Genomic DNA, 26,041 nt, shown 5'->3' on the forward strand with positions numbered 1-26,041 from the left:
CTGGGTGTGGGCGGGCGGGTCAGGATCTTTTTACCCTGGCGACGTGCGCACTCAAACCTGGCAGCCGGTCCCCGGCCGGAGGAATGGCGACCTCTCGGGGGTTCGACGCGTCCCGGGTGGGAATGGTCGCCCCATGCGCACGCGACCGACCCGCCGGCGACACCGGCGTACGACGGCTCTCCTGATCACGACCGCCGTCCTCGCCGGCGGCGCACTGACGGGGTGCGGCGGGGGTGACGCACCGCCGTCGGCGGACGCGGCGTCCGAGCCGGGCACCACCACGAGCGCCGCGGCGCCGGGGTCGTCGGGGTCGCCGGAGTCGTCCGGGTCGTCGGGGCCGTCGGGGCCGTCGGGGGCGTCAGGGGCGCCGGAGTCCGACCTCGGGGTGCCGCCCGCGACCGGCAAGGAGGTCACCGGCTTCACCGAGGTGTCGGGCGTGCGGCTGCCGGAGGGCTGGAAGGTCGTCGACAGCGGGACCGGCAGGTTCTTCGCCGGCGGCCCGGACGGTCTGAGCACCCTCGGGTTCCGCGTGAGCCGGGGCTACGTCGACATGTCGGCGCGCGAGGCGGCTCGACACTTCCGCGAGGGGAACTCGTCGTGGACCGGGACGAGGTTCCAGGGCACGGTGACGCACCAGGGACGGGAGCTGTTCCACCTGTCGGGTCCTCGCGGGCGGTACTTCGTCGTCGACGCGTACGGGATGCGGACCCCCGAGGCCGACCTGGTGCTCTGGGCGGAGCAGTCGAACGAGCTGACGGCACGGGAGCGGCGTGACGTGGTCGAGTCGGTGCTGGCCTCGGTGGACTTCACCGCCGCCTCGGGATCCTGACGTGGCGATCTTCACCCTCAGGAGGGCGGCTCAGGTAGCCAGGGGTGGGGGAGGAGGTGCGACGATCGTTCCCATGTCCGCCCCGTCGAGCCCCGAGACCCCGGCGGCGACGTCCCTGGTGGTCGGCGGGCGCTACGAGCTCGTCGAGCTGATCGGCTCCGGCGCGATGGGCAGCGTCTTCGCCGCCCAGGACCTCGTCGACGAGCGCCTGGTGGCCCTCAAGCGGCTGCACGCCCAGCGCGCCGACGACAACACCGCGCGCACCAGGTTCGAGTCGGAGGCGCGCACCCTGCGGCAGCTCTCGCACCCCGGTCTGCCCCAGGTCTACGACGTCGGCGAGGACTTCGACGGCGTGTCCGTGCAGCCCTACCTCGCGATGCGGCTGGTCACCGGGGAGACGCTGGCCGACAAGCTGTCCGAGCGCGGTCCGCTGCCGACGCACGAGGTCGCCGCGCTGGTGGCGATGCTGGCCTCCGCGCTCAGCGCCGTGCACATCGCGGGCGTGGTGCACCGTGACATCAAGCCCGCCAACATCGTGGTGAGCGAGTCCGGGCAGCCGGTGCTCGTCGACTTCGGCATCGCCACCGCTGACGACGTCGAACCGCTCACCAGCACCGGAGAGGTGCTCGGCACGATGGAGTACATCTCGCCGGAGCAGGTCTCCGGGCGCCGGGCCACCGCCGCCTCGGACGTCTACTCCCTCGGGGTGGTGGCCTTCCAGTGCCTGACCTCCGTCAAGCCGTTCCAGCGCGAGTCGGCCGTCGCCTCGGCGCTGGCCCACCTGCACGACCCGCCCCCGGACCTGCCGCGCAGCGTCGACAAGCCGCTGGCCGACCTCGTGCAGGGGATGCTCGCCAAGGACCCCGACGACCGGCCGCTGGCCGCCGACGTCGCCCGCGGCCTCGACCGGGTCCTGGCCCGCAGCCGCAGCTGAGCCACCCGGTCCTCCGGTCGTCGCGCGGTCAGACCCGCGTCCACCGCCCGTCCTGGTGCGTCACCAGCCCCTCGGCCTCGAACGCCTGCAGCCAGCCCGTCATCGGCCACCGGCCCCAACGGCGGTGGAACAGCGCGGCGTTGCGCAGCACGTCGTCGAGGTGCTGGCGCGGTGGGTCCTGCGTGGGGTGGTGCTGGTGGAAGCCGCGCGCCGCCCCCACCCAGCCGAGCGGGACCTCGCGGGAGACCGCCAGACGGGCGAAGTCGGTGTCCTCGCCGCCGTAGCCCACGTACTCCTCGCAGAAGCCGCCGACCCGGCGCCACCCCGTAGCCGAGGTGGCGAAGGACAACGACCAGAACAGGTCGGGGGAGGCCTCGCGCAGCACCTCCCCGGGCAGCGGGGCCGGTCGCGCGGGGTGCGGGGCGTCCAGCGCGTCGAGGCGGCGCAGGTCGTAGCCAGAGGTCGGGGGAGGCGGCAGGTAGGTCACCGGTCCGGACCAGAGAGCGACGGGCTCGCGGCGCACGACGTCGGCGTACGCCGCCACCAGCCCCGGCCCCGCCAGCAGGTCGACGTCGAGGAGCACCAGCACGTCGGCGCCCAGGCGCACCGCCTCGGCGACCCCCTGGTTGCGCGCCCGGGCCAGCGGCAGACCCAGCGGCGCGGTCGGCAGGTGCAGCACCCGGGTCTCGACGCCGGCGAGATGGGGCACGGGCGGGTCGTCGTCCATGGCGACCACGACCGTCAGGTCGGGCAGCAGGTCCCCGAGGCCGAGCGAGGCGCGTTGACGGGCGAGGTGGTCGTGGCGCCCGTGCGCGATCGTCACCACGGCGGTGCCGCTCACGGCACGGGCTCCCGGGCCGTCGCCAGCACGATGTCGGCGAACCGGGCGGCCGCACGGCCGTCGCACCAACCGGCCCAGGCGGCACCGTCGAGCGTGCGCGCCCGCTCGAGCGCGCCGGGCCAGCCGGGGCCGCGCAGCGCGTCCAGCACGACGGCGGGCCAGGGGCCGGCGACCAGCGCGGCGCCGGTGCGCGCCTGCTCGTCGTGAGGACGCGGGGCCGGGACCACGACTGCCGGCCGGCGCAGTGCCGCCACCTCGGCCAGCGCGTTCTGCCCCGCGTGCGTCAGCACCACGTCGGCGGCCCGCACCGCTGCGCGGGGGTCAGCGACCCAGGCGCCACGGGTGCCACCCAGGACCTGCCAGTCCCACGTCGGCGCTGCCGCCACGGCTCGCTCGAGGTCGCCCTCGCTCCACGCGTCGCCGCCGCTGCCCCCGAGCACCAGCACCCGCGGCGGCCCCGGACGGCGATCGACCGGGTCTCCGGCCTCGACCGGGAAGCGGGACAGGCCGCCGACCGCCCGGACCCGCCGCTCCACCGCGGGGTCGACGTCGAGCAGGATGCCGGTCGCGTCGGCGGGCCACAGACCGACGAGGGCGTCGGCGACGTCGTGCCCCAGCCGGTGGGCCGCATCGTCGCGGACCCCGGGCAGCACGACGCCGACCACCGGCACCCCGTGCAGGCGCACGAGCAGCGCCACCTCCACCGACACGTCGACCACGACCACGTCCGGCCGGGCCGCGTCGAGCCAAGCGGCGATCCGGGCGTGCCGGGCGCGCAGGCCGGTGTGGCCCCGTGGCGCCCAGTGCAGCCGGCCACGGGCGTCCGGCCCCCGCGTCGCCGGGTCGTCCAGGCCCGGCTCGGGGGCGTCGTCGCGAGGCAGGGCGACCCACTCCCCGGGCCACTGCGCCGGCCGGGCCAGTGAGGACAGCCCGGTCGGCACGACGTCGCGGCCGGCCAGCTCCCGGGCCAGCGCGCCGGCACGGTGCAGGTGGCCACTGCCGTGGTGGTGCACGTAGTACCCGACGCGCACGGGGGGTGCGCCGCTCATGCGGCGGGGCGCCCGGCCCGGGCCAGCGACCGGTAGAGCTCCTCGTACTCGTCGACCATCCGCTCCAGCGAGCAGTCGCGCACGGCGGTGGCGCGCACCACGTCGCGCGGCAGGGCCGCGGCCCGCAGCACCGCCACGGCCAGCGCGTCGACGTCGTCGGCGGGGACCACCACACCGGCGTCGCGCGTCACGACCTCGGCGATCGCGCCGCGGTCGTAGGCCGCCACCGGCGTGCCGCACGACATCGCCTCGGCCGCGACCAGTCCGTAGGGCTCCTCCCAGCGAGGGGTGACCAGCGCGACGGACGACTCGCCCACCACGGAGACGAGCTCGTCGTGGGGCAGGTGGCCCAGGTGCTCGACATCGCGGTCGAGCAGCGGCCGCAGGCACGCCTCGAAGTAGTCGGGGTCGCTGACCGGGCCGACCAGCCGCAGCGGCACGCCCGCCCGCCGACAGGCCAGCGCCGCCTCGTGCGGCGCCTTCTCCGCGGTGATCCGACCCGTCCAGACCGCCGGACCGCCGCCCGGACCGGCGCGCCACACGGCGGTGTCGACGCCGTTGCGCACCACCGAGGCGCGCACGCGCGGCGCCCACATCCGACGGCAGGTCTCGGAGACGGCCACCGCCGGGGTCTCGGGGCTGAGCTGGAACGCCGACTCGAGCCACGGCAGCGGCGGGGTGTGCAGCGTCGTCACGACCGGCACCGACAGGGTCCTGGCCATGGCGACCGGCAGGTGGTGCAGGGAGTTGTTGTGCACCACGTCGATGGTGGCACCGCGAGGTCCCGCCAGGTCGAGCATCAGCGAGAGGTAGGCGTGGTGCTCGGCGATCCACCGGGCGGGCGGGGCGTTGACGTCGGCGCAGGCGGCGTCGCTGGGCCAGAACGGGTCGACGTCGAGCTCGACGGCGCCCAGCGCGGGGTCGGAGCCGGGGGCGGCGTACAGCGAGACCCGGTGGCCGCGGCGCCGCAGCTCGCGGGCCAGGTAGTGCGTCTGTGACTCCAACCCGCCCGCGAAGGGCTCGCGGATGGGGTGCCGCGACGAGGCGACCAGGCACACCCGCAGGCCGCTCACCGCCCCACCGTCCGGGCCACGTCGGCGTACACCCGCTCGTGCACGGCGGCGACCTCGGCGCGCTGGACGCGGCGCTCGTCGATGCCGGCGCCCCACTGCGGGCGCTCGGCGTGGGCGCGGCGCACCGCGGCGTCGAGCGATGCCAGGTCGATGTGGTCCTCGTCGTGCTCGTAGGACAGCACCGGGCCCTGCTCGGCGAAGTAGCCGCAGGTCGGGGCGAGCACCGTGGTGCCGAGGTCCCGGCACGCCTCGAGCCAGCCGGAGTGGGTGCCGAACCGGTAGGGCAGCACGGACAGGTCCAGGGAGCCGAGGTAGTTCCACAGGTCCTGGTCGGGCAGGAAGTCGTGGACGCGCAGGTCCACCGAGCCGCTGGCCTCGGCGTCCCGCAGCCACTCGTACAGCTCGGCGTCCTCGCGGGCGCCGCCCTGCACCACGTCGCGGTGCGCGTTGACCTGCAGCACGGCGCCAGGCAGGTCGGCGACCGTCTCCGCGAGGGTGGGCAGCACCCGCAGGGGCGCCATGCTCGGCCGCAGGCTCTTGACGTGCAGCCCCACCCGGAAGGCGTCGGTACGTCGGCGGGCGCGGCAGTCGGCCGCGACCGCCATCGTGCGCAGGTCGACGACGTGCGGGTGCGGCACCACCGTGGCCTCGCGGCCCCAGCGGCGCTGGATCTCGCCGGCCGCCCCCGGGGTCAGGGTGAGCAGGGCGTCGGCACGGGGCAGCAGGGCGTCGAGCTGCTCGTCGTGCAGGCGTCGGTCGAGGTGGTGGGGGTTGCGCAGGTCGTGGACGGTCTGCACGAAGGCCCGTCCGGTGTCGTGGACGGCGTCGACCAGCGCGACGAGGTCGTCGGGGTCGAGCGCGTCGAAGCCGAAGTGCAGGTGCAGCACGTCGAAGTCGTGCTCGCGCACCCAGGCGGGGTCGAGCATCGCCGGCGGCCACCACTGTCCCGGCTCCGGGTCCACCGCCCGCGGCGGCGGGTCCGGCAGCCTGAGGGCACCGCGGGCCGGTCCAGGTCCCTCGGGGGCGAGGTGGCGCACGTAGACGTGGCCGCTGGGCACCGACGCGATCGTCGTGCGTCGGTCCCGGGCTCGGGTCGCGACCGGGGGTACGGAGGTTCTCACAAGAGGATCGATACCGCCCGGGGCGAGCTCGACCTCCCTCCCTACGGGTGACGGTGCCGGTGACCGTGCGCACCACGTCGCGCCCACATCGCGGCGCGGCGCGCACCCGGCCCCGGCAGGCGCTACGGTGCGGGCCAGGGTCGAGTGAGCCCTGCAGGTGGTCAGGAGGTGGAGGGATGAGCGCTCTGGTCGACCCGGTGGTGCCGGTCTTCTTCCTGTCCGACTCCACCGGCATCAGCGCCGAGACGATGGGCAACGCGCTGCTCATCCAGTTCCCGGACACCAAGTTCGAGCGGACGACCATCCCGTTCATCGCCACCGTCGAGCACGCCCGCGAGGTGGTCGCGATGCTCGACGGCCTGATGGACGGTCCGGTCACGCCGCTGGTCTTCACGACCGCGGCCGAGGACGTGGTGCGCGAGGAGCTCAACTGCACGCGCGCGCCGCTCATCGACTTCTTCGGCATGCACATGCAGCGCGTCGAGTCGGTGCTGGGCATGACCGGGCGCCGCGAGGCGGCCCGGCTGCACGGTGTCGGCGACGTCCAGCGCTACAACAGCCGGATGGCCGCGGTGGAGTTCGCCATCGAGCACGACGACGGGCAGAGCCTGCGCGCGCTGGACCGCTCCGACGTGATCCTGCTGGCGCCCTCGCGCTGCGGCAAGACCCCCACGAGCATGTACCTCGCGCTGCAGCACGGGCTGTTCGTGGCCAACTACCCCCTCGTCGACGAGGACCTCGAGCGCTCCGAGCTGCCCGCCGCCATCGCGCCGTACGTCGAGCGCTGCTGGGGCCTGACCACGACGGCGGACCGGCTCAGCCGGGTGCGCAACGAGCGCCGACCCGGGTCCCGCTACGCCTCGATGGACCAGTGCCGGTGGGAGCTGCGCCGCGCCAAGTCCCTCTTCGAGGGCAACCGCCTGCCCACCGTGGACTCCTCGGCCAAGTCGGTCGAGGAGATCTGCGCGCTGATCCTGCAGACCCGCAAGATCCGAGCGAAGACCGCCGAACGCGTCCGCCGTCACCAGGAAGAGAACCCCGCATGACCGAGCAGTCCGCCCGCACCGACCAGCAGAGCAACGTCCGGTGGTTCTCCGACCTGGGACTCTCCGACCTCGAGCAGGTCGGCGGCAAGAACGCCTCCCTCGGTGAGATGGTCTCCCACCTCACCGACCTCGACGTGCGCGTGCCCAACGGCTTCGCGACCACCGCCGAGGCCTTCCACCGCTTCATCGGCGACACCGGCCTCGCCGAGCGGATCTCGGGGCTGCTGCGCGACCTCGACACCGACGACGTACGCCGCCTGGCCGAGGTCGGCAAGGAGATCCGCGAGGCCGTCGTGGGTCAGCCGTTCCCCGAGGACCTCGAGACCGAGGTGCGCGCCGCCTACGACACCCTGGTCGAGGAGTCGACCAGCGCGGGCGCGGACGCGCCCTCCTTCGCCGTGCGTTCCTCCGCGACCGCCGAGGACCTGCCCGACGCCTCGTTCGCCGGCCAGCAGGAGACGTTCCTCAACGTCCGCGGCATCGACGCGGTGCTGCAGGCGATCCGCGAGGTCTACGCCTCGCTCTACAACGACCGCGCCATCGCCTACCGCGTGCACCACGACTTCGCCCACGACGCCGTGGGCATCTCCGCCGGCGTGCAGCGGATGGTGCGCTCCGACATCGGCTCCTCCGGCGTGATGTTCACGATGGACACCGAGTCCGGCTTCACCGACGCCGTCTTCATCACCTCCGCCTTCGGCCTCGGCGAGGGCGTCGTCCAGGGTGCGGTCAACCCTGACGAGTTCTACGTCTACAAGCCCGCCCTGCGCGCGGGCCGTCCGGCGGTGCTCAAGCGCAGCGTGGGCGCCAAGGCCACCAAGATGGTCTACACCCAGGACACCGCCGTGGGTCGCACCACCGAGTTCGTCGACGTCGAGCCGGCCCAGAGCCGCCTGCTCAGCCTCACCGACGACGAGGTCACCGAGCTCGCGCGGCACGCGCTGACCATCGAGGAGCACTACGGGCGCCCGATGGACATCGAGTGGGGCAAGGACGGCGTCGACGGCCGGCTCTACGTGCTCCAGGCCCGCCCCGAGACGGTGCAGTCGCGGCGTACCGGCGCGCTGGAGCGCTACACCATGGAGCCGGCCGTGACGAAGGCCGCCGAGGTGCTCGTCGAGGGTCGTGCGATCGGGCAGAAGATCGGTTCGGGCGCTGTGCGGGTGCTCACGACCATCGACCAGATGCACGAGTTCGTGCCCGGCGAGGTGCTGGTCGCCGACATGACCGACCCCGACTGGGAGCCGATCATGAAGCGCGCCTCGGCGATCGTCACCAACCGCGGCGGGCGCACCTGCCACGCCGCGATCATCGCGCGCGAGCTCGGCATCCCCGCCGTCGTCGGCACCGGCGCGGCCACCCGCGAGCTGGTGGCCGGCCGCGAGGTCACGGTCACCTGCGCCGAGGGCGACACCGGCGTGGTCTACGAGGGGCTGCTCGACTACAGCGTCGAGCGCACCGAGCTCGACGAGCTGCCCGAGATCCCCGTGAAGATCATGATGAACGTCGGCACCCCCGAGCAGGCGTTCGCCTTCTCGCGGCTGCCGAACAAGGGCGTGGGCCTGGCCCGGCTGGAGTTCATCATCAACCGCCAGATCGGCATCCACCCCCGCGCGCTGCTCGAGCTGCAGGACGACCCGGGCGCGCTGCAGGACGACCTGCGCGCCGAGATCGAGGACATGATCGCGGCCTACCCCTCGCCGCGCGACTTCTTCGTGCAGCGCGTCGCCGAGGGCGTGGCCACCATCGGTGCGGCCTTCGCGCCGAACCCGGTCATCGTGCGGATGAGCGACTTCAAGTCCAACGAGTACGCCAACCTCGTCGGCGGCGAGCGCTACGAGCCCGAGGAGGAGAACCCGATGATCGGCTACCGCGGCGCGTCGCGGTACCTCTCCGAGGACTTCGCCGAGTGCTTCGCCATGGAGTGCGAGGCGCTGCGCTACGTGCGCGACGAGATGGGCCTGACCAACGTGTGGGTGATGATCCCGTTCGTGCGCACCCTCAAGGAGGCGCGCGGCGTGATCGACCTGCTCGGCCAGAACGGCCTGGTGCGCGGCGAGAACGACCTCAAGGTCGTGATGATGTGCGAGGTGCCCTCGAACGCGGTGCTCGCCGAGCAGTTCCTCGAGCACTTCGACGGCTTCTCGATCGGCTCCAACGACATGACCCAGCTGACGCTGGGCCTGGACCGCGACTCGGCCCTGGTGGCCGACGGGTTCGACGAGCGCGACCCGGCCGTGCTGCACATGCTCGAGCTGGCGATCACGGCCTGCAAGAAGCAGGGCAAGTACGTCGGCATCTGCGGCCAGGGCCCCTCCGACCACCCGGACCTGGCGCAGTGGCTGCTGGAGCAGGGCATCGAGTCGATGTCGCTGAACCCCGACACCGTCGTCAGCACCTGGCTGCGGCTCGGCGGCGTCGAGACCCCCTGACGCACCCGCCCCGACATCCCCGGACATGACGCTGCCCCGGCCCGCACGGGCCGGGGCAGCGTTCGTGCCGCGGGTGGTGCCGCAGGTCAGACGGTGCTCTTCGGGAACGGGAGGCCGCCGCCGCCGAAGATGCCGCCGAGCAGACCGCCGAGCAGGCCGCCCAGAATGTCGTCCAGGAGGTCGCCGAGCGAGCCCAGGAGGCCACCGAGCCCGCCGGTGCTCAGCACCTCGCTGAGCTGGTCGAGGAAGTCGGCCGAGCCGAGCTCGCTCAGCAGCGCCTCGAGGACGCCGGCGAAGATCTCGGTCGGGTCGCCGGCGCTGAAGGCGCCGAGCCCCTCGAGCTGCGAGAACAGCTCCAGCAGCGGGGCCAGCGGGGTGCCCTCGACCTGGCCGCCGAGCGCGGTGAGCGAGGCGACGAGCTGCTGGAGCGCGGTCGCGAACGCGGCCGGGCCCATCGACGGGTCGAAGCCCGACAGGGCCGCCTGCAGCGTCGACAGCGCGCCGGAGAGCTGGCCCAGGTCGGCGCCGGGGATGCTGCTGCCGCCGGGCAGGCCGCCCAGCAGCGTGGTCAGCACGGCGGTGACGGCCTCGGGGTCGGCGCCGCCCGAGCTGAGCTGCTCCAGCAGAGCCTGGACCGCGGCCGAGAACGCCTGCACGTCCATGGCCTGCAGCGCTGCCAGGATCTCGGTGAGCTGGCCCGCGTCGGCGCCGGGGACCTGGCTCTCGAGCCCGGAGAGCAGGCCCTGCAGCTGCGCGGTCACCGCGTTGAGCTGGCCGGCGAGCTCGGCCGGCAGGAGGGCGCCGAGGCTGCCGAGGGGCAGCGCGCCCAGGAGGTCCTGGTCCTGGTCGATCTGGTCCTGGACCTGACCGGGGTTGGAGCCGGTGTCGGAGCACAGCTTGTTGCGGCGGTTCTTGCGGTTCTTGACGCGCTTCTTGGCGCGCTTGACCTTCTTCGCCTTGTTGGTCTTGGCCTTCTTGGCCTTCCTCAGGGACTTCTTGGCCTTGCGCACGTCCGACTTGGCATCGGCACAGGTGGTGGCGCGGCGCTCGCCGGCGTGGTCCAGCGACGTGCCGGCGACGGCGGCCGAGGAGATCCGGGGGGCGGTCTCGGCGGTGGCGCCGCCGGCCGTGACGGCCAGGCCGCCGGCGGTCAGGGCCAGCACGGTGGCGGCGCTGGCGGCCAGGCGCGGCAGGCTGCGCGCGGTGGCCGGCTGGGGGGTGGTGGATCGGGTGCTGCTCATGGATGGTGCTCCCTCGGTCCGACATCAGTGGCTCGCCCCGTTGCGCCCGGTGTCGACCCAAGTCGGGCGCGGGACGGGCACGGCCCCTCCCGGGCCGGCCAAGACCCATGCTTACGGCGGCCGGCGACCCTGTCAGCGGAACGGCCCCGGTGTGACCGAACGGACGACCCCGGTCCCACTCACAGGACAGGCGAAGTCGTACATAGGTGAGGCTTGCCTTACCATCGACGGGTGACCCTGGCCCCCGATCCCGTGGCGTACCCCCCGGGACCCTGCGCGTCGTCGCGCGCGCCTTCCGGCCCGCTGCCCGCGGGTGGGGTGCCCTTCGCCCGCGCCCTCGCCGGCTGGGGCTCGCGCCGGGCCCTGGTGCACGGCGCCCGCACCGTCTCGTACGCCGACCTGGCCCGGCTCGTCGAGGAGCGCGCACGACGCCTGGGGACCGAGCGCCGCCTGGTGCTGCTCGAGATGGCCTCCGACGTCGAGTCGGTGGTGACCTACCTCGCCGCCCTGGCCGGCGCGCACCCCGTGGTCGTCGTCGACGCGGCCCGGCCCGACGTGGTCGCCGCGACCCGGGCGGCGTACGACGTGGACGTGGTGGCGCGCGGCGCGGAGATCGAGGAGCGCCGCGCCGGCACCGCCCACGACCTGCACCCCGAGCTCGCGGTGCTGCTCTCGACGTCCGGCAGCACCGGCTCGCCGCGCCTGGTGCGCCTGAGCGCGGAGAACCTGCAGGCCAACGCCGAGTCGATCGCGGCCTACCTGCCGCTGCGCGAGGACGACCTCGCGGCGCTGAGCCTGCCGCTGCACTACTGCTACGGGCTGTCGGTGCTGCACAGCCACCTGCTGCGCGGCGCGGGGGTGCTGATGAGCGAGGCGTCGGTCGTCGACCCCTGCTTCTGGGCCGCGGCCCGTGAGCACGGCGCCACGTCGCTGGCCGGGGTGCCGCACACCTTCGAGCTGCTGGAGCGGGTGGGCCTCGAGACGGTCGCACCCGACTCGCTGCGCTACCTGACCCAGGCCGGCGGCGCGATGGCCCCGGAGCGGGTGCGGACCTACGCCGAGATCGGCCAGCGCCGCGGCTTCGACCTCTTCGTGATGTACGGCCAGACCGAGGCGACGGCGCGGATGGCCTACCTGCCGCCCGACCTCGCCGCCACCCGACCCGGCGCCGTGGGCGTGCCGGTCCCCGGCGGCCGGTTCGACCTGCTCGAGGTCCCCGGCGCGCCCGCGGGGACCGGGGAGCTGGTCTACGAGGGCCCCAACGTGATGCTCGGCTACGCCGAGCACCCCCGCGACCTCGCCGACGGACGTGAGCTGACCCGGCTGCGCACCGGCGACCTGGCCCGTCGCGCCGACGACGGTCTCTGGGAGATCGTCGGGCGCCTGTCGCGCACCGCCAAGGTGCTGGGGCTGCGCATCGACCTCGACCGCGTCGAGCGGGCCCTGGTCGACACCGGGGCCCGGGCCCTGGTGGCCGGCACCGCTCCGGTCGACGGGGCCGCCGAGCGGGTCGTGGTCGCGGTCGAGCCGCGCGCCCGCGGAGGCGCCGCCCGGCTGCGAGCGCGCGTACGCCGCCAGGTCGTCGACCTCACCGGGCTGCCGGCCGCCGCCGTGGACGTGCACGCCGTCGAGGCGCTGCCCCGCCTGGCCACGGGCAAGCCCGACCACCGCGCGGTGGCCGCGCTGGGGACGCCACGTCCGGCGGCTCCGCTGCAGGGGGACCCGCCGGCCGCACCCCGGACCGTCCGCGACGTGCTCGGCGGTGTGCTGGGCCGCCGGGTCGGCGACGACGACACCTTCGCCGGGCTCGGCGGTGACTCGCTGACCTACGTCGAGACCTCGCTGCAGCTGGAGGAGGTGCTGGGCCACCTGCCGGCCGACTGGCACCTGCGCACGGTCGCCGACCTGCAGGCCGGCGCCGGTGCCCGGGCCCGCCGGGGGCGCAGCCTCGAGACCAACGTGGTGCTGCGCGCCGTCGCGATCGTGGCCGTCGTCGGCACCCACGCCAACCTCCTCACCCTGCTCGGCGGCGCCCACCTGCTGCTGGCGCTGGCCGGCTTCAACCTGGCCCGCTTCGCGCTCGGGGACGTCTCCCGGCGGGACCGGGCCCGGGCCCTGGTGGCCGCGGCGGCGCGGGTCGCCGTGCCGGCCGTGGCCTGGATCGGCGGGGCCGCGCTGCTGCTCGGCGCCTACCCCTGGCCCACGGTGCTCCTGGTCAACGGCTTCGTCGGCCCCCCGGGCTGGACCGAGCCCGCGTGGCACCACTGGTTCCTCGAGGCGCTCGTGCTGCTGGTGCTGGTCGTGGCGGCGCTCGTGTCGGTGCCGGCCCTGGACCGCGCGGAGCGACGCTGGCCGTTCTGGTTCCCCGTGGCGCTGACCCTGGTCGCGCTGCTGCCGCGCTACGAGCTCGTCTGGCTGCCTGAGGGCGACGTCATCCACCGTGCGCCCGTGGTCGCCTGGCTGCTGACCCTGGGCTGGGCCGTGGCCCGGGCCCGCACCACGCCGCACCGCCTGGTCGTCTCGGCCCTGGCCGTGGCCACGGTGCCGGGCTTCTTCGGCGACGACGCCCGCTCGGCCGCCGTGGTCGTCGGGCTGCTGCTGCTCACCTGGTCGCGCCAGGTCCGCCTGCCGGGCCCGCTGGCCCGGGTCGTCGCGACGCTGGCGGGCGCCTCGCTCTACATCTACCTCACCCACTGGCAGGTCTACCCGCACCTCGAGGTCGACCACCCCGCCCTGGCCACGCTGCTCAGCCTGGTCGTCGGGGTCGCGGTGTGGCGGGTCGCGCAGCACCTCGAACGCCACCTCCGCCGAGTCGGCGCAAATGTCGCGCTGACCCGGCCCAGATATCCCGCTGACCCGGCGCAGATGTCGCGCTGACCCGGCGCAGGTGTCGCCCGATCGGGGTGCCGTGCCCGGCCGGGGTCGCGTCAGCGGCGGGCGCCGACCGGCGGAGCGCTGACCGCGTCCTCGCCGACGAGGAGCACGGGGCGCGAGCCGGGGACGACCGAGACCGCGACCGGGGTGCCCGGCGCGTGCTGGACGCCGTGCTGCTGCCACGAGCGGACCGAGCGGCCCGAGGCGAGCCGGACGTGGTGCAGCACGAACGCGCCGTGGTACTCCACCCGCTCGACCACGTCGTGCGAGGTGCCGTCGACGCGCAGCGCGACCTCGTGCGGACGCAGCATCACCTCGACGTCGAGGTCGGTGTGGCCCCACCCGGGGACCGTGGACACGACCCCGATCTCGCAGGTCAGCAGCGCGTCGCGCACGTGCGCGGGCAGGAAGTCGGCGTCGCCCATGAAGCTGGCCACGAAGCGGCTGCTGGGTGACTCGTAGACCTCGCTCGGGGTGCCCACCTGGCGCACGACGCCGTCCTTGAGGACCGCGAGCCGGTCACCCATCGACAGCGCCTCGGTCTGGTCGTGGGTCACCACCATCGCCGCGCTGCCGGTCTCGCGCAGCGCGGCCAGGGTCTGGGTCCGCACCTGGGTGCGCAGGTTGGCGTCGAGGGAGGAGAACGGCTCGTCGAGCAGTACGACGGTCGGTCGCGGCGCGAGCGCGCGGGCCAGCGCCACGCGCTGCTGCTCGCCACCGGAGAGCTCGTGGGGGTGGCGCTGGCCGAGGTGGCCCAGGCCGACCAGCTCGAGGACCTCGGCGATCCGGCCGGCCCGCTGGGAGCGGGGCAGCTCGTCGAGGCCGAACGCGATGTTGTGGGCGACGTCGAGGTGCGGGAAGAGCGCGTGGTCCTGGAAGACCATGCCGACGCGGCGACGCTCGGGCGGCACCCAGGTCGAGCCGGCCACGACCCGTCCGCCGACCCGGACCTCGCCGCTGTCGGGTCGCTCGAGGCCGGCGGCCAGGCGCAGCAGCGTCGACTTGCCGCAGCCCGAGGGCCCGATGACGGTCACGACCTCGCCGGGGGAGACCGCGAGGTCGACGCCGCACACCGCCGGGTGGGAGCCGTAGCTCTTGGTCACCCCGCTCAGCGCCAGCACCGGACCGGCGGGCGGGCCGGTCGGGGCGCCCACCGGGGCGCTCGTGCGGGTGCTCGTCATGGCGCCATCCTGCCTGTCGCGTCCTCGTCGAGGGTCAGGGTGGTCGACATCTGCGGTGCCACCGAGGGGGCCAGGGCGGGTGGGAGGGTCGGCGGGACACCGGCGTCGGGCCCGGCCCGGGTGCCGGTGGCGCGGAAGGTCAGCACGACCGGGACCACCGCGACGAGCACGATGAGCAGGGCGGGCAGCGCGGCGCGCTCCCAGAAGTTCTCCGAGGCCAGCTCGTAGACCCACACCGACAGCGTCGTGAACCCGAAGGGGCGCAGCATCAGCACCAGCGGCAGCTCCTTGACCGCGTCGATCAGCACCAGGGTCACGGCCACCGCCACCCCGGAGCGGGCCAGCGGCAGGTGCACCCGGCGCAGCAACCGCCCGGGCCCGGCGCCGAGCGTCATCGCGGAGGCGCTCACGCTGGGGGAGACGCGCGAGAAGCTCGCCTCGACCGCCTGGTACGCCGGCGCGGTGAACCGCACGACGTAGGCGACCAGGATGCCGAGGACCGACCCGGTCGCCAGCAGCCCGGTGCCGTTCTCGAAGCCGAGCGCGACCAGGGCCCGGTCGGCGCCGGCGAACACGGCCAGGACGCCGATGCCGACGACGGCGCCGGGCACGGCGTACCCGAAGGTCGTGACCTGGGCCGCGCCGCGCACGACGCGCCCGCCGCCCAGGCGCAGGGCGTGGGAGATGGTCAGCGAGACCAGGACGCACACGACGGCGGCGATCGCGGCGACCACGAGCGAGCTGGTCAGGTTGTCGACGAAGCGGGCGTCGAGGGCCGCGGCCGGGTCGGCGCCGAGCGCGGCGACCGCCCAGACGACCAGCCGCAGGACCGGCAGCGCGAACGCCGCGCTCACGACGGCCAGACCGGTCGCGGTGGCCGCCCCCGCGTGCCAGCCGGTCAGCCGGCGCCGTTCGAGGCCGCGGCCGCGTCCGCCCTTCTGGTGGTAGCGCGCCCGCCCCCGCAGCCCGCGCTCGGCGGCCAGCACGGCCACCGCGAAGACCAGCACCAGCACGGCCAGCGAGATGGCCGAGCCGACGTCGTAGGTGCCCTTCCAGGTCAGGTAGACCCCGACCGAGACGGTGCGCACGTTGAAGTACTGCACGGTCGCGAAGTCGGTGAGGACCTCCATGGTCACCAGCGCGAGGCCGGCCGCCAGCGACGGGCGGGCCAGGGGCAGCAGCACGGTGCGGAAGGCGCGCGCCCGCGAGGCGCCCAGGGTGCGCGCGGCGTCGTACGCCGTCGGCGCGAGCTCGAGGAACGCGGCGCGGGTCAGCAGGTAGACGTAGGGGTAGAGCGTGAGCACCAGGACGATCGCGGCGCCGCCGAGCGAACGCACCGGCAGCGGGCCCGCGTCGGCGCCGAGCAGCGAGCGCATCGTGCTCTGCACCGGGCCGGCGTAGTCGAAGGTGGAGAGGAAGACGAAGCCCAGGATGTAGGCCGGCATGGCCAGCGGCAGCACCAGCAGCCAGCTCAGTGCCCAGCGCATCGGGAACTCGTAGGCGGTGACCAGCCAGGCCAGCCCGGTGCCGAGCACGGCGGTGCCGGCCGCGACCAGCAGCAGCAGGCCCAGGGTGGTGGCCACCATCGCGCCCACCCCGCCGGGCATCTGCAGCGACGATCCCTGGCCCAGGGCGTAGCCCGCCACGGCGAGCACGGGGCTCGCCACGACGAGGGCGACCAGGACGACGGCCAGCGACCAGCCCGGTCGCCCGACGCCTCGCGCGAGGACGCTCACGAGGCGGGTGCCGCGTGCGGCGGCAGGATCACCGGTAGCCGGCCCGGTCGAGCAGCGCGACGGCGTCGGCGTTCAGCGCGCCGTAGGCCCGGGCGTCGACGGGCATCCGGTCGAAGGTGCCGAACGAGGCCACCAGCGGCTCGGGCTCGACGTCGGGGTTGACCGGCAGCTCGTGGTTGGCGTCGACGAAGGCGCTCTGCCCGTCGGTGGCCAGCCACTCGAGCAGCTGCTGGGCCTCCTCGGGGGCGTCGGTGCCGGCGATCAGGCCGGCGCCGGAGATGTTGACGTGGGTGCCGTCGCCGTCCTGGCTGGCCCAGAAGAGCTCGACGTCGAAGTCGGGGTCCTCCTCCAGCATCCGCGCCAGGTAGTAGTGGTTGCTGATCCCGATGTCGCAGCCGCCGGCGTCGATCGCCTCGAGCAGCTCGACGTCGTTGCTCATGATCTGCACGTCGTTGGCGACCCAGCTCTCGACGATCTCCTGGGTCCGCTCCTCGCCGTGCAGGTCGATCAGGCTGGCCACCAGGCTCTGGGTGTACGACGCCGTCTCGTCGCGCATGCACACGCGCCCCTTCCAGCGGGGGTCTCCGAGCGCGGCGTAGCTGTCGGTGCTGTCGATGTCGGCAGGGTCGACGGCGTCGGGGGCGTAGACGATGGTGCGGGCCCGCATGGCGAGGCCGTACCACTCGCCGTCGGGGTCGCGGAGGTCCTTCGGCACGGCCTCGTCGAGGACCGGGGAGTCGATCGGCTCGAGGACGCCCTGCTCGGCGGCGTTCCACAGCATCCCGGCATCGACGGTCATGAAGAGGTCGGCGGGGGTGGAGTCGCCCTCGGCCTTGAGCCGCTCGAGCAGCTCGGCGTCGTCGCCGGCGAGGAAGTCGACGGTGATGCCGGTCTCGTCGGTGAACTCGGCGAAGGCCTCCTCGAGGTCGTAGTGCCGCGCCGTGTAGATCTGGAGGTCGGCGTCGTCGCCGCCGCCGAGGGCGGAGCAGCCGCTGAGGGCGAGTGTGGCGGCGGTGGCGAGGACGAGGGCGGTGCGCTTCACGCGAGATCTCCAAGGGGTGGCCGGGGAAGGGGCCGCGGACCGGGTCCGGGATGTGTTGGTAAGGCTAACCTTCCCCTCCAATCCACGCCGAACCCTGGCCGCTCAGCAGGACGGCGGGCGACCCTCCGGGTGGCCGTCCGAGCCCCCGGTCCGGAACGCACCGCGGGCGGGGGCGCTCCTCCCGGACCGTGTGGGTCCGACGCCCCCGCCCGTGCGGGTCGTGCTCGGTCGCGCCGGGTGCGCCAGTCGTGCGCGCCCGGTGCGACCGGGTGGATCAGCCGGCCAGCGAGGCCTCGACCTCGACGACCTCGGGGGTCTCCTCGACCGTGAGCTGGTTGGCCATGCCCCAGGCCACGGCCTGGGTGCGGCGCTCCACGTCGATCTTGCGGTAGGCCTGGCGGATGTAGGTCTTGATCGAGTTGATGCTCAGGTTGAGCTTCTCGACGATCTCGCCGTTGGTCATGCCGGCGGTGATGAGGGTCAGGATCTCGAGCTCGCGCGGGGTCAGGCGGCTCCCGGCCGGGGCCTCGGGGCGCAGCGGCGCCGGGGCGGGCGCCTCCTCGACGACGACCTTCTCCTGCACCGGCGCGTCGGGGACGCGGCGGCCCGAGACCAGGTCCTCCAGCGCGACGACGAGCTGGGCGGCAGTGAGGGTCTTGGGGAGGTAGGGGTTGGCGGTCGACACCGGCAGCCGGTCGCTGGCGGCCCAGCTGAAGACGACGGGGTGGGCCTGGGCCGAGCGCTGCAGGTCGCGCAGCATCGCGGCACCAAAGGCGGACTGGTCGACGGGCTCGTAGAGGACCACGTCGAGGTCCTCGGGGTGCGCCAGGGCCTCGCGCATGTCCACCAGGCGCACCCGGTCGGCGTACGGCGTGAGGAGGGCCTGCAGGCCGGCGACGGCGATGTCGTGGTCGTCGACCATCGTGATGGTCAGTGGAGCGGCGGTCTCGTGCGTCATCTTCGAACACCTCTGGGAAGTCGACTGGTGGTGGGTCTGGCGCGGTGGGCGCCGAACTGCCTGCTCCCACTCCATATCCGGATCGTCCAGCGTTCAATCGTCCGAACCGGGTTTTCCACCCCTCCGGGTGACCGGATGTTTGGCGCCTCGTGCTGCGGGCATGCTCGCGCCTCGCTCGACGCAGGACCGGCCTCGGGACCCTGGCGGACAGGGGGTCGGCAGGAGGCCGACGGGGGCCGAGAGGGGGGCGAGGTCAGCGGGCGCGGGCGCTGCCGACCAGGGCGCGGGCTGCCGCGACGGGGTCGCCGTGCAGCAGCTCGGCGCCCCAGCGGGCCGCGGTCGCCGCGTCGGCGCCGTGGCCGGCCAGGGCGACGCGGGCGAGGCGGCCGAGCCGGGCCACCACCGGGCCGTCCTCGGCGGTCAGGTCGAAGGCGCTGGCCGTGGTGCCGGTCACGACCACCAGGTCGGGCTCGATGACCTCGGCGGCGACCTCCAGGGAGCGCAGCGGGGTGCGCGGACCCAGGAACCGGGTGCGCCACCCGGCGCGCAGGAGCACCACCTCGAAGGCCTTGAGCCCGATGTCGTGCGTCTCGGACGGCAGGCAGGCGAGCAGGGCGACGGGACCGCTGCGGGAGCCGGACGAGACCGAGAGGGCCGCGAGCCGGGAGCGCACCAGGTCGCTGGCGAAGTGCTCGTCGGCCACGCTGAAGTCGCCGGCTGCCCAGCCGTCACCGACGCCGGACAGGAAGGGCAGGAGGACCTCGGTGATGGCGGCCTCCACCGACACCTGGGCCAGGAGCCGGTCCAGGACGGCGTGCATGGAGGTGGCGTCGTAGGCGACCATCGCCGCCTCGAGCTCGCTGCGGGTGCGGCGCGCGTCGAGCGACTCGCTGGTCGCGTACGCCGCGGGGTGCCGGCCGGGCGCGCCCGTGGGGGAGCGCTCCGCGGCCAGGACCCCTGCGGCCGCCTCCCCGGCGGGTACCCCGCGGCGTCGGGCGTCCTGCATGGCGCGGGCCCGACGCTCGTCCTCGGGGCCGTAGAGCCGGTAGCCGGAGTCGGTGCGGGTGGGGCTGAGCAGTCCGTAGCGCAGCTCCCAGGCGCGCAGCAGGGTCTCCGAGACACCCACCCGGGCAGCCAGCACGCCGATCCGCCACCGGGGAGCCGTTGCGCCGGCGCCGCGGTCCTCGGGCGGGGGTGCAGGCGGTCCCGAGGTCGTCATGGCCGCACCGTCCGTCCGTGGTCCCGCTCGGGCGTCGCCCGGGGCGCTGAGATGTGAGGACCTCTCTCTACCACGGGGGCCGGGAACCCTGCACGAACCTCGTACAGGCTGCGGCCGGACCCGGGCCGGGCCTGGGCCGGACCCGGGCCGCGACCTGGACCGGGGGAGTCGGCTCAGCAGGCCTCGTCGAGCGCGCCGCGCATCCGGGTGAGCACCCGCTGCAGCAGGCGGGAGACCTGGACCTGGGAGAGACCGAGCCGCTCGGCGATCTCGCGCTGGGAGAGCTCGTCTACGAAGCGCCACTGCAGGATCTGCTGCTCACGCCTGCCCAGGGCCGCCATCAGCGGCCGCAGGAGGAGACGGGCCTCGGACTGCTCCTGGGTGCGGTCTCCGTCGTCGACCACGTCCGTCGTCGGACCGTCCCCGTCCGCGGTCGAGGCCGGCTGGTCCAGGGAGAGCAGGGAGAAGCAGGAGCGGGCGGTGAGCGCCTCGCGCACCACCTCGACCGACTCCTCGACCTGGGTGGCGAGGTGCTCCAGCATCGGGCTGTCGTAGCGGTCGAGGCTGGCGCCGGTGCGCACCAGGCGGGTGTGGGCGCGCTGCACGTCCCGGGGCGGGCGGATGGTCCACCCGTGGTCGCGGAAGTGTCGACGGATGTCGCCCTCGATGGTCGGGACGGCGTAGGCCAGCAGGTCGCGGTCGTGCGAGGGGTCGAAGCCGCGCACCGCGCGCACCAGCGCGAGGTAGGCGATCTGGGTCAGGTCCTCGAGGGGGACGCTGCGGCGCGCGAAGCGCCGGGCGAGCGCCTCGGCGACGCGCATGTTCAGTCGCACGACCTCGTCGAGGCACTCGCGGCGCAGGGCCGCGTCGTCGCTCGCGTGGGCACGGGCGAGCAGGGCGGTGGTGGCGGCCGAGCGCTCGGCGTCGGAGGTGCGGAAGGAGCCGCGTCGCTCCTCGAGGGTGGTGGTCGTCATGGCTGTGCTGCCTTCCGCGCCGGGCGCTGGTGCTGCGAGTGAGGTGGAGCCGGGTCTTCAACACAAACCTACACAAGGTTCTACAAGCCTTCTACAACCTGGCTGAGAAACTTTGCCCGCGGGCATCGCCGAGCGCCCGTGAACTCCGTCACGAAGGGGGGTCGGGATGCGGACCGGCGCCGCCGCGCCCGGAACACTCGATCCGTGCAACGCCACGCCCCGACCCCAGCAGCCACCCCCGTGGCGGGAGCCGCTGCATCCCGGGAGCGGTGGATCGACGTCGCCAAGGGCGTGAGCATCCTGCTCGTGGTGCTGCACCACGCGGTGGTCAAGAACCTGCCGATGGAGGCGCCTGAGGCGCTGGCCGGGGTGGTCGGCGGCTGGGACGTGGTCACCACCGCGCTCAAGCCGGTGCGGATGCCGCTCTTCTTCGTGCTCAGCGGCTTCGTCGCCTCCCGCGCCGTGCACCGGCCGTGGGTCCAGGTGCGGCGTCGCGCGCTGACGCCCTACTACACCTACGTCGTGTGGCTGCTGCTGCTCGGCGCGTTCTTCTCCGTCGAGCGGCTGCTGCCGATGAACCGCACCCAGGACCTCGGCGAGCTCGGCACCGACCTGGTCTGGGCCTCGACCGGGACCTGGTTCCTCTACGCCCTCGCCGTCTACTTCCTGCTCGCGCGGCTGCTCTCCGCCCTGCCCGCCACCTGGGTGCTCTCCGGGGCCGTCACCCTCTCGGTCGTCTCCTCCGAGCTCGGCATCCAGGAGTGGAACCGCTTCTCGGTGCTCTTCCACTTCACCTACTTCGCGCTCGGCGCGCTGGCCCCGCAGGTCGTGCGCCGCGTGGCCGAGCGGGCGCCGGTCCCGTTGCCCGTGCTCGCCGCGGCGTACGTCGGGTTCACGGTGCTGCTGTGGCAGCTCGACCTGCCCACCGGGGTCTACCTGCTGCTGGCCAGCGGGCTCGGCGTCCCGCTCGGGGTGCGCTCCGCAGTGGTGCTGGCGCGCACCACCCGGCCGGCGCAGGTGCTGGCCTGGATCGGGCGGCGCACGCTGCCGGTCTACGTCATGCACACCGCGGTGCTCGCGACCCTGCTGCACCTGCCGCCCGTCCTCGACCTCGAGAGCGGCTCGGTGCTGCGCGGCGTGCTCCACCCGGTCGTCGTCACGGCGATCGCGGTGCTGGTCCCGCTCGGGGCGCACGCCGTGCTGCTACGACTGGGGGCGACCTGGCTCTTCGCGCTGCCGCAGCGGCGTCCGCACCCCCGTCCGGCTCCGGCGACCCGGTCGGGTCAGGCGTCGCGGCGCTCCACCGAGGCGTGCGCGTCGACCAGCGAGGGGCCGTACCAGGTGAGCATCCGGCCGTCGACGAGCTCACTGGGCGAGCGCAGCGCCTCGGGGCCGTCGTCCGCCGTGAACTCGTAGGGCTCGTCCGGCAGCAGCACCGCGTCGGCGCCCAGCGCGTCGATCTCCTCGACCGTCATCGCGGGGTAGCGGGAGTCGCCCTGCGCGGGCAGCGTCTCCCAGCCCAGCCGTCGGCACAGGTCGCTGGTGAAGGTGGCCGGGCCGACGACCATCCACGGGTCGCGCCAGATCGGCACCACCACGCGTCGGGTCACCGGCGGCAGCGGGCCGCACCACAGCTCACGGGCGCGTGCCAGCCATGCCGGACGCTGCCAGCCGATCCCGTCCAGGAGTCGCTCCATGGAGGTCACCGACCCCGGGACCGTCTCGATGTCGGTGACCCAGACCCGCACGCCCGCGGCACGCAGGCGGCGTACGTCGAGCTCGCGGTTCTCCTCCTTGTTGACCACGACGACGTCGGGCTCCAGGGCCCGTACCGCCGCCAGGTCGGGGTTCTTGGTGCCCCGCACCCTGGTCACGTCGAGGTCCCCGGGGTGGGTGCACCACTCGGTCGCCCCCACCACCGCGCCCCGGTCGACCGAGACCAGGGCCTCGGTCAGGGACGGCACCAGCGAGACCACCCGCCGCGCCGGCCGCGGACCGTCGTACGTCGTGCCCAGATCGTCCATGCTCACCCGCTCATCATCGCGACCCGGCCCAGATGTCGCGCCCACCCGGCCCAGATGTCACCGTGACCCGGCCCAGATGTCGCGCCGACCCGGCGCACATCTGCGCCGACTCGCAGGGACATATGGGCCAGGTCGGGGGGATATTTGGGCCGGGTCGCGGGTGGTCAGACGTTGCGGCGGTAGGCCCCGCCGACCTCGAAGAACGCCTCGGTCACCTGGCCCAGGGAGCAGACGCGGGCGGCGTCCATCAGGACCGCGAAGACGTTCTCGCCGGAGGTGGCGGCGGCCTTGAGGCGGTCCAGGGCCTCGGCGGCCTCGGTCTCGTGCCGTCCCTGGAAGTCACGCACCCGCCGCAGCTGGGACTCCTTCTCCTCGTCGGTCGCGCGCGCCAGCTCCACGTGCTGCGGGGTGGCGTCGTCCTTGACCTCGGCGAGGAAGGTGTTGACGCCGACGATCGGCAGCGAGCCGTCGTGCTTGCGGTGCTCGTAGAGCATCGACTCGTCCTGGATGCGGCCGCGCTGGTAGCCGGTCTCCATCGCGCCGAGCACGCCGCCGCGCTCGTTGATCGCGTCGAACTCCGCCAGCACCGCCTCCTCCACCAGGTCGGTGAGCTGGTCGATGATGAAGGAGCCCTGCAGCGGGTTCTCGTTCATCGCCAGGCCCCACTCGCGGTTGATGATGAGCTGGATCGCCAGGGCACGGCGCACCGACTCCTCACCGGGGGTGGTGACCGCCTCGTCGTAGGCGTTGGTGTGCAGCGAGTTGGCGTTGTCGTAGATCGCGATCAGCGCCTGCAGCGTGGTGCGGATGTCGTTGAAGTCCATCTCCTGGGCGTGCAGGGACCGACCCGACGTCTGCACGTGGTACTTCAGCTTCTGCGAGCGCTCCGACGCGCCGTACTTGTCGCGCATCGCCACCGCCCAGATCCGGCGGGCGACGCGGCCGATGACGGAGTACTCCGGGTCCATGCCGTTGGAGAAGAAGAACGACAGGTTCGGGGCGAAGTCGTCGATGTCCATGCCCCGGGCGAGGTAGGCCTCGACGTAGGTGAAGCCGTTGGCGAGGGTGAACGCGAGCTGGCTGATGGGGTTCGCCCCGGCCTCGGCGATGTGGTAGCCGGAGATGGAGACCGAGTAGAAGTTGCGCACCTGCTTCTCGATGAACCACTCCTGGATGTCGGCCATCATCCGCAGCGAGAACTCGGTGGAGAACAGGCAGGTGTTCTGGCCCTGGTCCTCCTTGAGGATGTCGGCCTGCACCGTGCCGCGCACGCTCGCCACCGCGTGGGCGGCGAGCATCGCGGTCTCGTCCTCGTCGGGCTCGCGGCCCTCGCGCTCGCGGAAGGCGTCGACCTGCTGGTCGATGACGGTGTTGAGGAAGAACGCCAGCACCGTGGGGGCCGGGCCGTTGATCGTCATCGACACCGAGGTGCTCGGCGCCACGAGGTCGAAGCCGTCGTAGAGCACCTTCATGTCCTCGAGCGTGGCGACCGAGACCCCGGAGGTGCCGACCTTGCCGTAGATGTCGGGGCGCTCGTCGGGGTCGCGGCCGTAGAGGGTGACGGAGTCGAAGGCGGTGGAGAGCCGCTTGGCGTCGCCGTCGGCGGAGAGGATCTTGAACCGGCGGTTGGTGCGCGCCGGGTCGCCCTCGCCGGCGAACATTCGAGCCGGGTCCTCGCCGTCGCGCTTGAACTTGAAGACACCCGCGGTGAAGGGGAAGAGCCCCGGGAGGTTCTCGCGGCGCCAGAAGCGCACCAGCTCGCCGTGGTCGTCGTACGACGGCAGCGCGACGCGGGGGATCTTGTTGCCGCTCAGCGACTCACGGGTCAGCGCGGTGTGGATCTCCTTGTCGCGCACCACCACGACCTGCTCGTCCCCGGAGTAGGACTCCACGACCGCGGGCCACTCCTCGAGCTGGCCGGCGACCTGGGGGTCGAGCTGCTTGCGGGCCTTCTCCAGCAGCGCCGGGACGTCGCCGGCGTCGTGGTCCTCGAGCTCGGCGGTGACCGCCTCCAGGCGCTGCACGCGGCGGGCGGCCTGGACCAGCTCCTCGGTGCGGGCGTGGTAGCCGCGCACGGTCTCGGTGATCTCGGCCAGGTAGCGCACCCGGTCCTGCGGGACGACGGCGCGGATGCCCGAGGAGTGCTTGACCTCGACCGGGGCCAGGGTGCCCTCCTGGGTCGGGAGGCCCTTCTCGACCAGGACGCCGCGCAGGTGCTGGTAGAGGGCGGTGACGCCGTCGTCGTTGAACGTCGCGGCGCTGGTGCCGAAGACCGGCATCTGGTCGGGCTGCTGACCGAACGCCTCGCGGTTGCGCACCAGCTGGCGACCCACGTCGCGCAGCGCGTCCTTGGCGCCGCGGCGCTCGAACTTGTTGATCGCGACGGTGTCGGCGAAGTCGAGCATGTCGATCTTCTCGAGCTGGCTGGCGGCGCCGAACTCGGGGGTCATCACGTACATCGCGGTGTCGACGAACGGCACGATCGCCGCGTCGCCCTGGCCGATGCCGGGGGTCTCCACGACCACCAGGTCGAAGCCGGCGGCCTTGGCGACGTCGATGACCAGGGGCAGGTGGTCGGGCAGCTCGTGGGCGCCGCGGGTGGCCAGGCTGCGGAAGAAGACGCGGTCGCCGTCGAGGCTGTTCATCCGGATCCGGTCGCCGAGCAGCGCCCCGCCGCCCTTGCGCCGGGTCGGGTCGACCGCGATCACGCAGATCCGCAGCTTGTCCTGCTGGTCGGCGCGGAACCGGCGCACGAGCTCGTCGGTCAGCGAGGACTTGCCCGAGCCGCCGGTGCCGGTGATGCCCAGGACGGGGGCGTGGCTGCGGGCGGCGGCCTGCTGGATCGCCTCGAGCTCGACGCCGGTGAGCCGGCCGAGCTCGGCGCCGGTGATGGCGCGGGCCACGGCGAAGCGGTCGCCGCTGAGCACCTGCTCGGCGGTGACCGCGCCGGCCTCCCACAGGTCGTGGTCGCAGTCGGCGACGACGCTGTTGATCATCCCGACCAGGCCCATCCGCTGGCCGTCCTCGGGCGAGAAGATGGTGACCCCGGAGTCGCGCAGGCGCTGGATCTCGTCGCGCACGATGACGCCGCCGCCCCCGCCGACGACCTTCACGTGGCCGGCGCCCTGGGCGCGCAGCGACTCGACGAGGTACTCGAAGTACTCGATGTGCCCGCCCTGGTACGACGACACGGCGACGCCCTGCACGTCCTCCTCGAGCGCGGCGTCGACGACCTCGGCCACCGAGCGGTTGTGCCCGAGGTGGATCACCTCGCAGCCCTGGCTCTGGAAGATGCGCCGCATGATGTTGATCGAGGCGTCGTGGCCGTCGAAGAGGCTCGACGCCGTGACGAGGCGGATCGGGTGGGTGGGACGGTGCAGGTCGCTCATCAGGTGCGCTCCGGGGAAGTTAGTTGGACGTCCAACTAACTCAGGATAGGACATCCCCGGGCGACCCGGAACCCCTAC

The 26,041-nt window shown here is 73.8% G+C and carries 18 protein-coding genes and 1 pseudogene; 6 read left to right on the forward strand and 13 right to left on the reverse strand.

Translation table 11 applies throughout. The features are described from left to right. Nucleotides 1–133 precede the first annotated feature (133 nt). Complete coding sequence (locus tag I601_RS21125; RefSeq protein ID WP_157519967.1) at nucleotides 134–829, forward strand: hypothetical protein; 696 nt, start codon at nucleotides 134–136, stop codon at nucleotides 827–829. Between the two features lie 73 nt (nucleotides 830–902). After that, on the forward strand, nucleotides 903–1,763 hold the full coding sequence (locus I601_RS08075; RefSeq protein WP_068108058.1) for a serine/threonine-protein kinase: 861 nt from the start codon (nucleotides 903–905) through the stop codon (nucleotides 1,761–1,763). 28 nt (nucleotides 1,764–1,791) lie between these two features. Here the strand turns inward: I601_RS08075 and I601_RS08080 are convergent, their stop codons facing one another. From I601_RS08080 to I601_RS08095, 4 genes are read right to left on the reverse strand one after another with little or no spacing between them, the layout of a single operon-like run. Further along, nucleotides 1,792–2,604 carry a glycosyltransferase family 2 protein gene (locus I601_RS08080; RefSeq protein WP_068108059.1) on the reverse strand — a complete coding sequence of 271 codons (813 nt, stop codon included), beginning with the start codon at nucleotides 2,602–2,604 and terminating at the stop codon, nucleotides 1,792–1,794. After that, nucleotides 2,601–3,653: a glycosyltransferase gene (locus I601_RS08085; RefSeq protein WP_068108060.1), complete on the reverse strand. Its 1,053-nt coding sequence runs from the start codon at nucleotides 3,651–3,653 to the stop codon at nucleotides 2,601–2,603. The genes I601_RS08080 and I601_RS08085 overlap by 4 nt, the downstream gene beginning before the upstream one ends. Further along, complete coding sequence (locus I601_RS08090) at nucleotides 3,650–4,726, reverse strand: glycosyltransferase (RefSeq protein WP_068108061.1); 1,077 nt, start codon at nucleotides 4,724–4,726, stop codon at nucleotides 3,650–3,652. Before I601_RS08090 ends, I601_RS08085 begins: the two co-directional genes overlap by 4 nt. Next, entirely contained in the window at nucleotides 4,723–5,784 is a 1,062-nt protein-coding gene (locus tag I601_RS08095; protein ID WP_218917775.1) for a glycosyltransferase, read from the reverse strand. Before I601_RS08095 ends, I601_RS08090 begins: the two co-directional genes overlap by 4 nt. Nucleotides 5,785–6,023: 239 nt before the next feature. Here I601_RS08095 and I601_RS08100 point away from each other — a divergent pair, with 239 nt between their 5' ends. Next, complete coding sequence (locus I601_RS08100) at nucleotides 6,024–6,893, forward strand: pyruvate, water dikinase regulatory protein (RefSeq protein ID WP_068108063.1); 870 nt, start codon at nucleotides 6,024–6,026, stop codon at nucleotides 6,891–6,893. Further along, nucleotides 6,890–9,325 (forward strand): phosphoenolpyruvate synthase, encoded by a 2,436-nt coding sequence (gene ppsA / locus I601_RS08105; protein ID WP_068108066.1) that lies wholly within the window; start codon nucleotides 6,890–6,892, stop codon nucleotides 9,323–9,325. Before I601_RS08100 ends, ppsA begins: the two co-directional genes overlap by 4 nt. A gap of 86 nt (nucleotides 9,326–9,411) precedes the next feature. Here the strand turns inward: ppsA and I601_RS08110 are convergent, their stop codons facing one another. Next, complete coding sequence (locus I601_RS08110; RefSeq protein ID WP_068108068.1) at nucleotides 9,412–10,566, reverse strand: GerMN domain-containing protein; 1,155 nt, start codon at nucleotides 10,564–10,566, stop codon at nucleotides 9,412–9,414. A 231-nt stretch (nucleotides 10,567–10,797) separates the two neighbouring features. On the opposite strand from I601_RS08110, the gene I601_RS08115 reads away from it, so the two are divergent. Beyond that, complete coding sequence (locus I601_RS08115) at nucleotides 10,798–13,443, forward strand: AMP-binding protein (RefSeq protein WP_157519969.1); 2,646 nt, start codon at nucleotides 10,798–10,800, stop codon at nucleotides 13,441–13,443. A 50-nt stretch (nucleotides 13,444–13,493) separates the two neighbouring features. Here the strand turns inward: I601_RS08115 and I601_RS08120 are convergent, their stop codons facing one another. The 6 genes from I601_RS08120 to I601_RS08145 form a co-directional block, all read right to left on the reverse strand. After that, the gene (locus I601_RS08120; protein ID WP_068108069.1) at nucleotides 13,494–14,621 is read right to left on the reverse strand and encodes an ABC transporter ATP-binding protein; all 1,128 of its coding nucleotides are present in this window, start codon (nucleotides 14,619–14,621) and stop codon (nucleotides 13,494–13,496) included. Then, a complete protein-coding gene (locus tag I601_RS08125) occupies nucleotides 14,618–16,357 on the reverse strand; it encodes an ABC transporter permease (RefSeq protein WP_068108071.1) in 1,740 nt (579 codons plus the stop codon). The genes I601_RS08120 and I601_RS08125 overlap by 4 nt, the downstream gene beginning before the upstream one ends. Nucleotides 16,358–16,385: 28 nt before the next feature. Continuing rightward, complete coding sequence (locus tag I601_RS08130; protein WP_068108073.1) at nucleotides 16,386–17,399, reverse strand: extracellular solute-binding protein; 1,014 nt, start codon at nucleotides 17,397–17,399, stop codon at nucleotides 16,386–16,388. Between the two features lie 274 nt (nucleotides 17,400–17,673). Continuing rightward, a complete protein-coding gene (locus I601_RS08135) occupies nucleotides 17,674–18,357 on the reverse strand; it encodes a response regulator transcription factor (protein ID WP_068108075.1) in 684 nt (227 codons plus the stop codon). A 253-nt stretch (nucleotides 18,358–18,610) separates the two neighbouring features. Next, a complete protein-coding gene (locus I601_RS08140; RefSeq protein ID WP_084527337.1) occupies nucleotides 18,611–19,576 on the reverse strand; it encodes a MerR family transcriptional regulator in 966 nt (321 codons plus the stop codon). A 173-nt stretch (nucleotides 19,577–19,749) separates the two neighbouring features. Continuing rightward, nucleotides 19,750–20,550 (reverse strand): sigma-70 family RNA polymerase sigma factor, encoded by an 801-nt coding sequence (locus I601_RS08145; protein WP_068108078.1) that lies wholly within the window; start codon nucleotides 20,548–20,550, stop codon nucleotides 19,750–19,752. Nucleotides 20,551–20,790: 240 nt separating this feature from the next. Between I601_RS08145 and I601_RS21675 the strand changes: the two are divergent. Then, nucleotides 20,791–21,717: pseudogene (locus I601_RS21675) on the forward strand (acyltransferase family protein); the annotation flags it as partial. Between the two features lie 116 nt (nucleotides 21,718–21,833). Here I601_RS21675 and I601_RS08150 read toward each other — a convergent pair. Next, on the reverse strand, nucleotides 21,834–22,574 hold the full coding sequence (locus tag I601_RS08150; protein WP_157520491.1) for a helical backbone metal receptor: 741 nt from the start codon (nucleotides 22,572–22,574) through the stop codon (nucleotides 21,834–21,836). Between the two features lie 164 nt (nucleotides 22,575–22,738). Then, nucleotides 22,739–25,963 (reverse strand): fused isobutyryl-CoA mutase/GTPase IcmF, encoded by a 3,225-nt coding sequence (icmF, locus tag I601_RS08155; RefSeq protein WP_068108082.1) that lies wholly within the window; start codon nucleotides 25,961–25,963, stop codon nucleotides 22,739–22,741. Nucleotides 25,964–26,041: the final 78 nt, after the last annotated feature.

The organism is Nocardioides dokdonensis FR1436, assembly GCF_001653335.1.
Classification (GTDB): domain Bacteria; phylum Actinomycetota; class Actinomycetes; order Propionibacteriales; family Nocardioidaceae; genus Nocardioides; species Nocardioides dokdonensis.

Coding starts and splice junctions, on each gene's coding strand:
- I601_RS21125 (WP_157519967.1), top strand. CDS start 134: ATGCGCACGCGACCGACCCGCCGGCGACACCGGCGTACGACGGCTCTC.
- I601_RS08075 (WP_068108058.1), top strand. CDS start 903: ATGTCCGCCCCGTCGAGCCCCGAGACCCCGGCGGCGACGTCCCTGGTG.
- I601_RS08085 (WP_068108060.1), bottom strand. CDS start 3,653: ATGAGCGGCGCACCCCCCGTGCGCGTCGGGTACTACGTGCACCACCAC.
- I601_RS08100 (WP_068108063.1), top strand. CDS start 6,024: ATGAGCGCTCTGGTCGACCCGGTGGTGCCGGTCTTCTTCCTGTCCGAC.
- ppsA (WP_068108066.1), top strand. CDS start 6,890: ATGACCGAGCAGTCCGCCCGCACCGACCAGCAGAGCAACGTCCGGTGG.
- I601_RS08110 (WP_068108068.1), bottom strand. CDS start 10,566: ATGAGCAGCACCCGATCCACCACCCCCCAGCCGGCCACCGCGCGCAGC.
- I601_RS08120 (WP_068108069.1), bottom strand. CDS start 14,621: ATGACGAGCACCCGCACGAGCGCCCCGGTGGGCGCCCCGACCGGCCCG.
- I601_RS08135 (WP_068108075.1), bottom strand. CDS start 18,357: ATGACGCACGAGACCGCCGCTCCACTGACCATCACGATGGTCGACGAC.
- I601_RS08140 (WP_084527337.1), bottom strand. CDS start 19,576: ATGACGACCTCGGGACCGCCTGCACCCCCGCCCGAGGACCGCGGCGCC.
- I601_RS08145 (WP_068108078.1), bottom strand. CDS start 20,550: ATGACGACCACCACCCTCGAGGAGCGACGCGGCTCCTTCCGCACCTCC.
- I601_RS08150 (WP_157520491.1), bottom strand. CDS start 22,574: ATGGACGATCTGGGCACGACGTACGACGGTCCGCGGCCGGCGCGGCGG.
- icmF (WP_068108082.1), bottom strand. CDS start 25,963: ATGAGCGACCTGCACCGTCCCACCCACCCGATCCGCCTCGTCACGGCG.